17 protein-coding genes are annotated in these 12,270 nt (G+C 67.6%); 10 read left to right on the forward strand and 7 right to left on the reverse strand.

The genetic code is table 11. The features are described 5' to 3' along the window. The first annotated feature begins 38 nt into the window (after window positions 1-38). The 5 genes from EXE63_RS07295 to whiB1 all read left to right on the forward strand — a co-directional run bounded on the left by EXE63_RS07295 (window position 39) and on the right by whiB1 (window position 3,484). Window positions 39-968 carry a LysR family transcriptional regulator gene (locus EXE63_RS07295; RefSeq protein ID WP_168141378.1) on the forward strand — a complete coding sequence of 310 codons (930 nt, stop codon included), beginning with the start codon at window positions 39-41 and terminating at the stop codon, window positions 966-968. Next, window positions 955-1,359, forward strand: coding sequence for a YchJ family protein (locus EXE63_RS07300; protein WP_168141379.1), 405 nt, complete (start codon window positions 955-957; stop codon window positions 1,357-1,359). The genes EXE63_RS07295 and EXE63_RS07300 overlap by 14 nt, the downstream gene beginning before the upstream one ends. 9 nt (window positions 1,360-1,368) lie before the next feature. Then, window positions 1,369-1,881, forward strand: a complete 513-nt coding sequence (locus EXE63_RS07305) for a M15 family metallopeptidase (protein ID WP_168141380.1) — start codon at window positions 1,369-1,371, stop codon at window positions 1,879-1,881. A 145-nt stretch (window positions 1,882-2,026) separates the two neighbouring features. Next, on the forward strand, window positions 2,027-2,974 hold the full coding sequence (locus EXE63_RS07310; RefSeq protein WP_168141381.1) for a diacylglycerol/lipid kinase family protein: 948 nt from the start codon (window positions 2,027-2,029) through the stop codon (window positions 2,972-2,974). A 255-nt stretch (window positions 2,975-3,229) separates the two neighbouring features. Next, window positions 3,230-3,484 carry a transcriptional regulator WhiB1 gene (gene whiB1, locus EXE63_RS07315; protein ID WP_029373613.1) on the forward strand — a complete coding sequence of 85 codons (255 nt, stop codon included), beginning with the start codon at window positions 3,230-3,232 and terminating at the stop codon, window positions 3,482-3,484. A 124-nt stretch (window positions 3,485-3,608) separates the two neighbouring features. Here whiB1 and EXE63_RS07320 read toward each other — a convergent pair whose 3' ends face one another. Beyond that, on the reverse strand, window positions 3,609-5,105 hold the full coding sequence (locus EXE63_RS07320; protein WP_168141382.1) for a two-component system sensor histidine kinase PdtaS: 1,497 nt from the start codon (window positions 5,103-5,105) through the stop codon (window positions 3,609-3,611). Window positions 5,106-5,125: 20 nt separating this feature from the next. Next, window positions 5,126-5,341, reverse strand: a complete 216-nt coding sequence (locus tag EXE63_RS07325) for a biotin/lipoyl-binding carrier protein (protein ID WP_057166796.1) — start codon at window positions 5,339-5,341, stop codon at window positions 5,126-5,128. Between the two features lie 159 nt (window positions 5,342-5,500). Here EXE63_RS07325 and EXE63_RS33595 point away from each other — a divergent pair, with 159 nt between their 5' ends. Then, window positions 5,501-5,575 carry a 50S ribosomal protein bL37 gene (locus tag EXE63_RS33595; protein ID WP_085976028.1) on the forward strand — a complete coding sequence of 25 codons (75 nt, stop codon included), beginning with the start codon at window positions 5,501-5,503 and terminating at the stop codon, window positions 5,573-5,575. A gap of 96 nt (window positions 5,576-5,671) precedes the next feature. Here the strand turns inward: EXE63_RS33595 and rsrA are convergent, their stop codons facing one another. Together rsrA and EXE63_RS07335 are read right to left on the reverse strand one after the other, a co-directional pair. Continuing rightward, window positions 5,672-5,974 carry a mycothiol system anti-sigma-R factor gene (gene rsrA, locus EXE63_RS07330; RefSeq protein WP_168141383.1) on the reverse strand — a complete coding sequence of 101 codons (303 nt, stop codon included), beginning with the start codon at window positions 5,972-5,974 and terminating at the stop codon, window positions 5,672-5,674. Continuing rightward, a complete protein-coding gene (locus EXE63_RS07335; RefSeq protein WP_168145448.1) occupies window positions 5,971-6,603 on the reverse strand; it encodes a sigma-70 family RNA polymerase sigma factor in 633 nt (210 codons plus the stop codon). Before EXE63_RS07335 ends, rsrA begins: the two co-directional genes overlap by 4 nt. Window positions 6,604-6,814: 211 nt before the next feature. Here EXE63_RS07335 and EXE63_RS07340 point away from each other — a divergent pair, with 211 nt between their 5' ends. The 3 genes from EXE63_RS07340 to EXE63_RS07350 are packed head-to-tail and all read left to right on the forward strand — an operon-like array spanning window position 6,815 to window position 8,493. Next, on the forward strand, window positions 6,815-7,306 hold the full coding sequence (locus tag EXE63_RS07340; RefSeq protein ID WP_234904409.1) for a YbaK/EbsC family protein: 492 nt from the start codon (window positions 6,815-6,817) through the stop codon (window positions 7,304-7,306). 10 nt (window positions 7,307-7,316) lie between these two features. Further along, complete coding sequence (locus tag EXE63_RS07345) at window positions 7,317-8,168, forward strand: SDR family oxidoreductase (RefSeq protein ID WP_168141385.1); 852 nt, start codon at window positions 7,317-7,319, stop codon at window positions 8,166-8,168. 7 nt (window positions 8,169-8,175) lie between these two features. Further along, entirely contained in the window at window positions 8,176-8,493 is a 318-nt protein-coding gene (locus EXE63_RS07350) for a GNAT family N-acetyltransferase (protein ID WP_168141386.1), read from the forward strand. Here the strand turns inward: EXE63_RS07350 and EXE63_RS07355 are convergent. Continuing rightward, window positions 8,490-9,212, reverse strand: coding sequence for a YqjF family protein (locus EXE63_RS07355; protein ID WP_168141387.1), 723 nt, complete (start codon window positions 9,210-9,212; stop codon window positions 8,490-8,492). The genes EXE63_RS07350 and EXE63_RS07355 overlap by 4 nt on opposite strands. A gap of 27 nt (window positions 9,213-9,239) precedes the next feature. On the opposite strand from EXE63_RS07355, the gene EXE63_RS07360 reads away from it, so the two are divergent. Beyond that, window positions 9,240-10,004 (forward strand): class I SAM-dependent methyltransferase, encoded by a 765-nt coding sequence (locus EXE63_RS07360; protein WP_168141388.1) that lies wholly within the window; start codon window positions 9,240-9,242, stop codon window positions 10,002-10,004. On the opposite strand, the gene EXE63_RS07365 is transcribed toward EXE63_RS07360, so the two are convergent. Both EXE63_RS07365 and EXE63_RS07370 read right to left on the reverse strand, forming a co-directional pair. Beyond that, window positions 10,005-11,462, reverse strand: coding sequence for a DUF7782 domain-containing protein (locus tag EXE63_RS07365; protein ID WP_234904410.1), 1,458 nt, complete (start codon window positions 11,460-11,462; stop codon window positions 10,005-10,007). 11 nt (window positions 11,463-11,473) lie between these two features. After that, entirely contained in the window at window positions 11,474-12,265 is a 792-nt protein-coding gene (locus EXE63_RS07370; protein ID WP_168141390.1) for an SOS response-associated peptidase, read from the reverse strand. Window positions 12,266-12,270: the final 5 nt, after the last annotated feature.

A 12,270-nucleotide genomic window follows, 5' to 3' on the forward strand; every position in this document is an offset into this window, starting at 1 on the left:
GCCAACATCAGCCTCGACCTGTTTCGGACGTGCCCCGCATGCAAGTGGACTTCACCAGGCTCCGCTATTTCGTCGCGGTCGCCGAGGAACTGCACTTCAAACGTGCCGCCGCCCGCCTGATGATCACCCCACCGCCGCTGAGCAAGCAGATCAAGCTGCTGGAGAACGAACTCGGCGGTCAACTGTTCGAACGCGACTACCACAACGTACGGCTCACCCCGCTGGGCGAGAGGCTGCTGGGCCCGGCCCGCGACATCCTCGACCGGGTCGATGACCTCAAGGCCCTCGCATCGCGAATCACCAACGGCGCCAAGCCGGTCCGGATCGGCGCCACCGCGTACGCGCCATCGGACTTCCTGGCGCGACTGGAGACGACGGTCGCCGCGCTGAGGTCCCCGGCCGAATTCAGTGTGCCCGGATCGGCAGCGGAGGTCATCGCCAAACTGGTGTCCGGGCACCTCGATCTGGGCCTGATCCACCTGCCGCACTCCGACAAGCGATTACGCCACCGGGTGGTGGCCAGTTACCCGGGCGCGATCGCCGTCCGATTCGATGATCCGCTGGCCGCCGACGACAGCGTGACCATCGAGGCCCTGCGCGACCGTGACGTGGTGATCGACTTCGCGCGACCCAACCCGGTGGTGCTCGCCGGGCTGACCCGCGGCCTTGCGGCCCGCGGTGTACACCGAATCGTGCGGACCACCAACCAACTCGGCGGCGAGTTGGAGATGGCGACCCAGGTGTTCAACCGTCATCTGGTCGCGATGGTGACCTACGCGCCGGCGTCGGCCATCGGCCGAATCTTCTCGCCCCCGGAGTTCAAACTGATCCCGATCGACGAAAGTACCTGGGCCCCGGCCCGAATCGCTCTGGCGTGGGCACCGGGCCGCCTGCACGACCCGGCCCGAATCGAGGACACGGTGGACGAGATTGCCTCTGCGATAGGAAATTCGGATGTCCGAGGCTGATACCGGGCACTGTCCCTGCGGATCCGGTCGGGCCTACCGCCAGTGCTGCGGACCGTTGCACGACGGAACGGTGGCCGCCGCCACCGCCGAAGCGCTGATGCGTTCGCGGTTCAGCGCTTTCGCGCGCGGCCACGCGGACTACCTGCTGAGCAGCTGGCATCCCGGCACCCGGCCCGAGCGGCTGGATTTCGATGAACAGATCACCTGGCGGCGGCTGCAGATCGTGGATACCGAGTCCGGGGGCGCCGACGACGACACCGGGATCGTCGAATTCCGCGCTCAGTACCTGCAGCACGGAAAACGGCACATCCTGCACGAACGCAGCCGGTTCAGCCGGGCCCGCGACGGTACCTGGCGTTACGTGGACGGGGATTTCGGGGACGGCCGGTAAACTGGCCTGATGCGTTTCGTGCTGACCGTGGCGACCACGGCCGTCGCCGCCGTGCTGTCGGCACCGCTGTCACATGCCGACCCGACCGGTGAAACAGCGCCGGACAGCCCGCCGCTGACCGCCTTCGATGTGGCCGATCCGGCGATCGGACGGCTGGACCCGACCCTGCTGGCGGCGGTGCAGAACGCCACCTCCGCCGCGGCGGCCGAAGGTGTCACCGTGACGGTGACCTCGGGGTGGCGCTCCCCGGAGTTCCAGCAGCAGCTGCTCGACGACGCCATCGTGACCTACGGCAGTTACGCCGCGGCCCGCCAGTACGTCCAGACTCCTGAACAGTCGCGGCATGTGGTGGGTGCGGCCGTGGACATCGGCGGCCCGGGCGCCGACCAGTGGATGATCACCAACGGTCCGCGGTTCGGGCTGTGCCAGATCTACGCCAACGAGACATGGCATTTCGAGCTCACCACCGATCTGTTCGGCGCCTGCCCGGCGCTGCTGCCCGACGCCGCAGGCGCGCACTGACCACGGCCATCGCAACGGGCTTGAACGCCAACGCGATCGGGGAACCCGATGTTCACCCGACGCTCATCGGGAATGCCCCGACCGCTCACCCGTTGTTGTGACCGGCGATTCGCCACCGGCGGATTCGCGGTTAGGCTGGGTCCCCGTGCGTGCCGTGCTGATCGTCAACCCGAACGCGACATCGACGACCCCGGCGGGACGTGACCTGCTGGCTCACGCGCTGGAAAGCCGCGTCGACCTGACCGTGATCCACACCGATCACCGGGGCCATGCCATCGAGATCGGCCATCAGGCCACCCGGGACGGGATCGACGTGCTGATCGTGCACGGCGGCGACGGCACGGTGAACGAGGTGGTCAACGGCGTGCTGCAGGAACCCTCCGAACGCGCCCCCGCCGTCGGCGTGGTGCCGGGCGGCTCGGCCAACGTCTTCGCCCGATCGCTGGGAATCAGCCCGGACCCGGTCGTGGCGACCAACCAGCTCGTCGACCTCCTCGGCGATTACCGCCGCGGGGTGCCATGGCGCCGCATCGGCCTGATGAACTGTGGTGAGCGGTGGGGTGTGTTCACCGCGGGCATGGGCGTCGACGGTGCCGTGGTGGCCGCCGTGGAGGCTCAGCGCGCCAAGGGCCGAACCGTGACCGCATCGCGCTACATCCGGGTGGCCATTCGCGAAATGCTGGCCAGCGCCCGCAGAGAGCCCCTTCTGACCGTGGAACTACCCGGCCGTGAACCGACATCGGGCGTCCATTTCGCGTTCGTCTCCAATTCCAGTCCGTGGACGTACGCGAATGCCCGCCCGGTGTGGACGAACCCCGATACGACCTTCGAAACCGGGCTCGGGGTGTTCGCCATCACGAACATGAACGTATGGCGCAATCTCGGCCTGGTGCGCCGGATGTTGTCGTCCACGCCGGATATCACAGCGCCCCATCTGATCCGGGAAGACGATCTGCCGTGGCTGCGGGTGACCAGCGACACACCGGTGGCATGCCAGATCGACGGCGACTACATCGGGTTACGGGATGCGATGACCTTCACGTCTGTCCCGGACGCGCTGTGCGTGCTGGCGCCATCTACCGAAACTTCTTGACCTGCGAATTCGCGGTGAGCAGCGTAGATTTAGAGCGCAAGTGAGTTGAGTGTAGTACAAACGGGTGAGCGGTCCGGTAACCCGGTACCGCAGTGACATTGCCCACGTGTTAACGCACTTCTATTGACATCTGTTCAGCCTGTGCAAGCATTGGATGCAACAGCGCAGAAACATTTGATGCATGCGCGTTAACAGCCGAAAAACTCAGGGTGTCTTTGTAGCGCCACTGTAACGACGTGACTAGGAGATAGAAGCATGGATTGGCGCCACAAGGCGGTCTGTCGCGACGAGGATCCGGAACTGTTCTTCCCGGTGGGAAACAGCGGCCCGGCACTCGCCCAGATCGCTGATGCGAAGCTCGTCTGCAACCGTTGCCCGGTAACCACCGAGTGCCTGAGCTGGGCGCTTGAGTCCGGCCAGGATGCCGGCGTATGGGGCGGCATGAGCGAAGACGAGCGTCGCGCCCTCAAGCGTCGCAACGCGCGGACCAAGGCACGCACCAGCGTCTAGGTCCACCGCAAGACTTCGACTGCGGCCCCGACAGTGAATGTCGGGGCCGCAGTCTTTTTCGTATGAGTTCGACGATGAGCCATCAGACATTGTGCGCCGCATCACATTTGGCTGGGCTGCCCAGCTAGATAGCGGCCCTGCGGTGACGGCCGATCGGCACCCGCAACACCACGTCGGTGCCACCGGAGTCCACATCGTGCATCCCCAGCGAGCCATCGAGTTCCGCCGAGACCAGCGTGCGCACGATCTGCAGACCGAGCCGGTCGGACTTCTCCAGGCTGAACCCCTCCGGCAGTCCGCGGCCGTCGTCATGCACGACGACGTCGAGCCAGCGCGCCGAACGCTCGGCCCGGATGGTCACCGATCCCTTCTTCACGTCGCCGTCGAAGGCGTGCTCGAGTGCGTTCTGCACCAATTCGGTGATCACCATGATCAGCGCGGTGGCCCGGTCGGCGTCGAGCACGCCGAGATCGCCGTCGCGGGTGATCCGGATCGGGGTGTCCACCGAGGCGACGTCGTTCATGATCGGCAGGATCCGGTCCACCACCTGGTCGAGGTTGACCTCTTCGTCCACCGACATCGACAACGCATCGTGCACCAGCGCGATGGAGGACACCCGCCGCACCGACTCGATGAGGGCCTCCCGCCCCTCGGCGTTGTTGGTCCGCCGAGCCTGCAGGCGCAGCAGCGCGGCGACCGTCTGAAGATTGTTCTTCACCCGGTGGTGGATCTCGCGGATCGTCGCGTCCTTGGACAGCAGCGCGCGATCGCGCCGTTTGACCTCGGTGACGTCGCGGATCAGCACCGCCGCCCCAACGGCCGCACCGCCCACCTGCAGCGGGATGGTCCGCATCAGCACCGCGGCCCCGCCGGCGTCGACCTCCATGCGCATGCTCGATCCGCCGGCCAGCGAGTCGCGCACGTGCGCGGCCAGTTCCTGGGCCTCGAAGGGATCGGAGATCAGCGGCCGGGTGACCGCGACGAGGTTGTGCCCTTCGAGTTCGGCGGCGAAGCCCATCCGGTGATACGCCGAGATGGCGTTCGGGCTCGCGAAGGCGACCTCACCGGCCACCCCGAGCCGGATGAAGCCGTCGCCGACGCGCGGACTGGACCGCGACATCGGCAGGTCCCCGACGTTCGGGAAGGTGCCGTCGCTGAGCATGTGCAGCAGGTCGGCGGCGCAGTCCAGGTAGGCGCGTTCCAGCGGGCTGGACGTCCTGCCCTCGGCCGGTGCGGTCTGATGGGTGATCACCGCGACGACGCGGTCGGCGTGCCGAACCGGGACCGCCTCCACATTCAGCCACTGGCCGTCGCCGCGCGGCTGGCTGACATCACTCTCCCGGCCGATCGCGCCGGAGTTGAACGCCGCGCGCACCACCGGCATCTCCGCGGCGGCCGTGGCGGTACCGACGGCATCGGCCAGCAGCACGGTGGAGGCGGTGTTGGGGCGCACCTGCGCCACACAGACCAGCACGTCGTCGTCGCTGCGGACCCACATCAGGTAGTCGGCGAAGGACAGGTCGGCCAGCAGTTGCCATTCGCCGACCACGGCGTGCAGATGGTCGACGGCGTTACCGGGAAGGACGGTGTGCTCGGCGAGCAGGTCGCCGAGAGTCGACATGGGCCGTTACCGCAGACGGGCTAGCTGATCACCGCGATGAGGTCACCGGCCTGGATGACGTCACCCACCGATACGCTCACCTCGGTGATGGTGCCCGCGACCTCCGCCAGCACCGGGATCTCCATCTTCATGGACTCCAGCAGCACCAGGGTGTCGCCCGCACCGATCTGGTCGCCCTTCTGCACAACGACCTCCAGCACGCTGGCCACGATCTCTGCGCGAACATCCTCGGCCATCTTCACCCCACTCATTTCGCCTTGGCTGGCTGCTGTTCCGCCTTGCCGGCCTATATCGAACCACAACACCGAATGGCCCATCGAGGACCACGCGGGAAAAGCAGTCCCTCCGGCATGAGATACTGGTGCCCAAGTATTCATTTGATCCGGAGGTTCACCATGGCCAAGCGAGGCCGCAAGAAGCGCGACCGCAAGCACTCGAAGGCCAACCACGGCCGTCGCCCCAACGCCTGACGCGTTGTCGTAGCCCCCATCGGGGCAGCACACAACAAACCGCCCGAGCTCTCCTGCGAGAGCCGGGCGGTTGTTTTGTGCGCGGATACGGGCCGCTCAGCCCCGAATGATGGTGGTCCGGCTGATCTCGATCTGCAGGCGCGCCCGCAGACCCTCTGGCGCCTTCTCACCGCGGCACTTGCTGGCGATCAGGTTCTTCACCCGCTCCTCCACGCCGTAATGGCGCAGGCAGGTCGGGCATTCCTCGAGGTGCTGCTTGAGCTTGTCGCGGCTCTCGGCGGTGCACTCACCGTCGAGCAGCGTCCACACCTCGGCGATCACCGCCGCGCATTCGGGGTGCTCGGGATCGACCGGGCCGACCGGCGGCGACCAGCGCTCATCCTCGTGGGACTGGGTCATGACGAAACCTCCTCGGGCGCACCGAGCTGTGGGTCTCGGATGAAGCCGCGGTCCCTGGCCACATCGGCCAGCAGCTCCCGCAGTTGTTTTCTACCGCGATGCAACCGCGACATCACGGTGCCGATCGGCGTGTCCATGATCTCGGCAATCTCCTTGTACGGGAATCCTTCGACGTCGGCGTAGTACACCGCCATGCGGAACTCCTCGGGCAGGGCCTGCAGCGCCGCCTTGATCTCGGTGTCGGGGAGCGCCTCCAGCGCTTCCACCTCGGCCGAACGCAGACCGGTCGAGGTGTGTTCGGCGTTGGCCGCCAGCTGCCAGTCGGTGATCTCGTCGGTCGGGTACTCGGCGGGTTGGCGCTGCTTTTTGCGGTAGCTGTTGATGTAGGTGTTGGTCAGGATGCGGTACAGCCACGCCTTGAGGTTCGTGCCCGCACGGAACGAGCGGAAGCCGGCATAGGCCTTGACCATCGTTTCCTGCAGCAGGTCCTCGGCGTCGGCCGGGTTGCGGGTCATCCGCAGCGCACCGCCGTAGAGCTGGTCGAGCAGCGGGATGGCATCGCGTTCGAACCGGGCGGTCAGCTCGGCATCTGTCTCTGCGGCCCGAGCCGCTTCGTCGATATCGGTCATCGCGGGAGACACCGTCCCTTCTGTTGCGGCATCACCGAACAGCTCCAGTGTGAACACCGGACGATCCAGGCAGGCCGTTGGCACCAAAATCCCCTATCTGACGATCCTAAAGGCAATGACCGACATCAACCGGGCGCAGCCGCCCGTTCACCGTCGATGCAAGCAACAACGGCGGCTCTGGCGGTCTGCATTCCCGGACTACGCTGGCCTGGTGGCAGGCGCAGCAACCCCGGCGATCGCCGCCCTGCTGGACGACGGCGCCGACCACGAGATTCTGTGTTACCGGCACGACCCGCGCGCAGCGTCCTTCGGCGAGGAGGCGGTCGCCGAGCTGGCCGCCGCACATGGCCTCGCCCCCGAGCAGATCTTCAAGACGCTGATCCTGGCCGTCCCGGGCGGGCTGGCGGTGGCGGTCCTGCCCGTGCCCTCGAAACTGTCCCTGAAGGCCGCGGCCGCAGCCCTCGGTGTGCCGAAGGCCGCGATGGCCGAGCGGACCGCGGCCGAACGCTCCACCGGCTATGTGCTCGGCGGGATCTCTCCGCTGGGCCAGCGTAAGGCGTTGCCGACGGTGATCGACTCCTCGGCGCTGCAGTGGGACCGGGTGCTGTGCAGCGCGGGTAAGCGCGGGTGGGATGTCGCGCTCGCGCCCGCTGATCTCGTAAGGCTTACCGTTGGCATTACGGGAGATATTCGCGCCACGTAGGCTGGGGACCATGTCGCTTCAGGGAAAAACCATGTTCATCTCCGGCGCCAGCCGGGGCATCGGCCTGGCCATCGCCAAGCGGGTGGCCGCCGACGGCGCCAACATCGCGCTGCTGGCCAAAACCGCCGAACCGCACCCCAAACTGCCCGGCACCGTCTACACCGCGGCCCGTGAGATCGAGGAGGCCGGCGGTCAGGCGCTACCCATCGTCGGTGATGTGCGCGACCCCGATGGCGTGCAGGCCGCGGTCGCAGCGGCGGCCGAACAATTCGGCGGGATCGACATCTGCGTGAACAACGCCTCGGCCATCAACCTGTCCCCCATCCTGGACGTGCCGATGAAGCGCTTCGACCTGATGAACGGCATCCAGGTGCGCGGCACGTACGCGGTCTCCCAGGCCTGTATCCCGCACATGATCAGCCGGGAGAATCCACACATCCTGACGCTGTCCCCACCGATCCGGATGGAGCAGAAATGGCTGACCCCGACCGCCTACATGATGGCCAAGTACGGTATGACGTTGTGCGCCTTGGGCATTGCCGAGGAGATGCGCGAACAGGGCATCGCCTCCAACACGCTGTGGCCGCGCACCATGGTCGCGACAGCGGCGGTGCAGAACCTGCTCGGCGGCGATGAGTCGATGGCCCGTTCCCGCAAGCCCGAGGTGTACTCCGACGCCGCCTACGCCGTGCTGACCAGGCCGGCCCGCGAATACACCGGGAACACCCTGCTGTGCGAGGACGTGCTGCTGGAATCCGGAGTGACCGACCTGTCGGCCTACAACTGCACCCCCGGAGCACAGGATCTGGGCGTGGACTTCTGGGTCGATTCCGCCAACCCGCCCGGCTACACCGGGCCGTGAGGACGACATGACCGACATCGTCAGGAACGCACCGGCGCTCAATCGCTTCGAGATCTACGACGGTGACGAAATCGCCGGCTTCGCCGAATACGTCGACCACGACCGGCAGCGCATCTTCCATCACACCGAGATCGGCGAGCGATTCGGCGGAAAGGGACTGGGCGGCAATCTGATCCAGACCGCGCTGACCGAGACGTCGAACGCCGGGATGCGCTACGTGCCGGTATGCCCGTTCGTACAGAAGGTCATCGAAAGGCACGACGAGTTCGCCGCCGGCGCCGACGAGGTGACCCCGGCCGTACTGGAACTGCTGGAGAACTCCTAGCGCACCGGCACGGGCTTACCGAACCGGGCCGCCACCCCGGGTGAGAACATCGCGGGCAGCCGGGTACCGGCCACGGCGGTACCGCTCGCAGTGACCAGATCGTCGCGCAGGTCCTCGATCTCGGCCGCGTACAGCGGCCATTCGCGATGGTCGTTGGGCACCCACCAGGTGCGACCCGCCTTGCGCGTGTGCGCACCCCAGCGCGCGGTCAGCCACACCTGCAGCGGCGTCGGTTGCAGCGGCGCGCCGATGGTCACCTTCAGCGTGCTGCGCAATCCCCTTCGCGGCCAACGTCTTACGCTCGTATAGCAGATCCGGTTGCCGGAGCGGGTCACTCGCATCTTCGCCCAGGTGTAGGGCACCCCCAGCCCGATCCGGGTCAGCGGCACCACAGCCAGCCGCTCGGTCTCCAGGGACCGGAACAGCACGCCGTGGCGCCCGGCGTCATCCACCGAATACAACCGGACGTTGGTCTCGGCGAAGGCGCCGAAGAACGGCAGCGGCACCCGGTCCACCAGCGCGGTGCGGCGCATGACGAACGGGATGAGCCCGACATAGGTGAAACCGTCGTCGAAGACATCCGGGCGGGTGCCGTCCGGAAACAGGTGAGCGACGCTGTCCGGGCGCACCGGCCAGTGCACGAAGGTGAGATCGCCCCAGAATTGGCCGACCAGCACCGGCCGGGGCAGCGGTGGTGCGGTGACGGACAGAGCTGCCACTACGTCATCGTGGCATAGGCTGGCCGAGTGTCAATCTGGTCTGCGGGACGGTACGAGGCCGTCGCCCAACGCATCGCGCCCATCTCCGTCCGGCTGATCGAGACCGTCGACCGGTTGCGCCCGCTCGACGGTGCCGTCGTCGCCGATCTGGCCTGCGGTACCGGTAACGCCGCGTTGGCGGCCGTCGCGGCCGGCGCGCAGGTCACCGGGGTGGACCTGACGCCCGAACTGCTGGCCATCGCCGCCGACAAGGCCGGCGGCGATGCGGTGCAGTGGGTCGCCGCCGACGCCGCTGCCACCGGATTGCCCGATGCGGCTTTCGACGCGGTGGTGTCCAACATGGGCATCATCTTCGTCGAACCGGTCAGCCAGGTCGCCGAGATCGCCAGGCTGCTGCGCCCGGGTGGTTTCTTCGGATTCTCCACCTGGGTGCGCGACACCGACAATCCGTTCTACAACCCGATCATCGATGTGCTGGGCACGCCGCCGGTCACGCAATACTCACCGGACCAGTGGGGCGAGCCCGATATCGTCACCACCCGCCTGACCGACGACTTCGACGAGATCTTCATCGAACACGGTAAGCACGCCTGGCAATTCGGGTCCGTACAGGACGCCGTGGTGTTCGTCACCGATGAGTCCCCCATGCATGTGGACCTGTTCACCCGCTCCGACGAGGAAACCCGCGTCCGGCTGACCGAGGCGTTCACCGCGGCATTCGAGCGCTACGCCACCGCCGACGGGGTCACCTTCGAGGCGTCCTATGCGGTGGTGGCGGCGCGGCGGCGCTAGTCACCGCGCCTGGTACAGGATCCCGCGCCCGATCGCGTCGCGGACCTCCGGGAGCGCCGCGTCGGCCAGCGCGTCGGCCTGCACCCCGTGGTGGGCGGCGAGCAGGGCGATGAGTGCGCCCAACGGCACCTCGCCCCGACAGCCCGCCAGCAGCGCGGTGAGCACCTCATCGACACCGATCACCGCGCCCGGTCCACCCGGACGCCGTACCGCGGCGCCGACCTGCTGCCAGCCCTGCGGCCCCGGCAGGGACTGCTGCTCCAGGAAGACCGGCGCCGTGGACAGCCGCGCCGCCAACAGAGCCTCGTCGCTGGTGTCGCGCAGATAGTCGCGGCGGGCGAAGAAGGCCTCCACCTCGGTGCCGGTGACGAGTTCGTCCGCGCCGGTGATCTCTTCGAGGATCTGCTCGGGCGCCTCGCCGTCGCGGGGCCGGCGCAGGCAGATCAGTCCCATACCGATCCCGGTGACGCCCTGTTCGGTGAACCAGTCCAGCCAGGCGCCGCCGCGCCGCGCCGTCTGGTCCGGGCTCTCGCCGGCGTCGGCCAGCCACAGTGACACATAGCTCACCGGGTCGGCCAGCTCACGCTGCACCACCCAGGCGTGCAGGCCGGTGTCCGCCAGCCAATCACGCACGCGGTCGCGCCAATCACCCTCGCGGACAATCCAGTTCGCCATGATCTGGGCCGTGCCACCGGGGTTGAGGTAATCACCGACCTGCTCGATCAGACTGCGGCACAGGTCATCCCCGGCCACACCGGAATCCCGGTAGATGTAATCACTGGCACCGGAGCCGACGACGAAGGGCGGATTGGACACGATCAGGTCGAAGCGCTCCCCCTCGACCGGCTCGAAGAGGCTGCCGGAACGCAGATCCCAGGACATCCCGTTGAGGCGTGCGGTGGCCGCCGCCAACTTGAGCGCCCGCTCGTTGGTGTCGGTGCCGACGATCTGCTCGCAGTGTCCGTCCAGGTGCAGGGCCTGGATCCCGCACCCGGTGCCCAGATCCAGGGCCCGCCGCACCGGGGTGCGGATGACGGCGCGGGCCAGCGACATCGATGCACCGCCGATACCGAGCACGTGGTCGCGCCGCAACGGCGCGCCGCGCAGCGCGGCGTCCTGATCGGAGACCACCAGGAAGTCCCGGGCGCCGTCGGAGTGCGGGCGGATGTCGAGCGCCGCACGCACGGTGCCGTCGGCCAGTTCCAGCACGCCACCGGCCACCAGCGCGTCCAGCGGCACCCGCGTGAAGACCTCGAGCAGATGCCCGCGGGGCACCTGGGCGCCGAGCAGGAACAGCCGCACCAGCGTCGACAGCGGGTCGTCCCCGGTCACACGGAGCGCCGGCCACCACACACCCCGGCCCAGCGCGGCGTGCACGTCGGCGCCCAGCAGTTCGGCCACCCCGTCCACGGTGTACCCGGCCGCCCGCAGATCGGCGCCGAGGGCATCGATCACCACCGGTCCGAGGGTCAAAACAGGCCCGCTTCGGGCGCGACGGCCTCGATCAATTCCGGACCGTTGTTGCGGACACTGTTCACCAACCGCGACACCTCCCGGATCTCGATGCGGTCCAGATCGCCGTGCCCGCGCAGCAGGCCCTCGTCGATGGGGGCATCGGGATCCAGCCAGCGGTCCCAGTCCGAGGCGCTGATGGTCAACGGCATCCGGTCGTGGATATCGGCCAGCTGCGCGGCGGAGTCGGTGGTGATGATGGTGCAACTCAGTAGCGGTGGGGCCTCCCTGTCGGCCTCCTTGGGCCGCCAGGTCGACCACAGCCCCGCCATGAACAGCGGTTCACCGTCCCCGGCGAACATGTAGAACGGCGTCTTGGACGCCTTCTTGCCGTCTGCCGCCGGGTTCGGTTTCCACTCGTACCAGCCGTCCATCGGGACCAGGCAGCGCTTGCTCTTGGCCGACCCACGGAACGCCGGTGACGTGGTCAGCGTCTCGGACCGCGCGTTGATCAGCAGCGGGCCCTTCTTGGTATCGGGGCCACCGTCCTCGCCGGTCTTGGCCCACGGCGGGATCAGGCCCCAGCGCATCGAACGGAGCCGCCGCGTCGACTCGTCGTCGGGTTCGGAGCCGGGCGAGCGCAGCGACGGGGCGTGATCATGCCGCTTGACCACCGTGCTGATGGTGGTGGTCGGGGCCACGTTGAAGTTGGGACCACCGTCTTTGGCGGCCTCGACGGTCTCGTCGAGTGCCTTGATCTTCTCCGCCAACAACGCCGGGTCGGTGGTCACCGCAAATCGCCCACACATACCAG

Origin of the sequence: Mycolicibacterium frederiksbergense (assembly GCF_012223425.1) — a bacterium.
Classification (GTDB): domain Bacteria; phylum Actinomycetota; class Actinomycetes; order Mycobacteriales; family Mycobacteriaceae; genus Mycobacterium; species Mycobacterium frederiksbergense.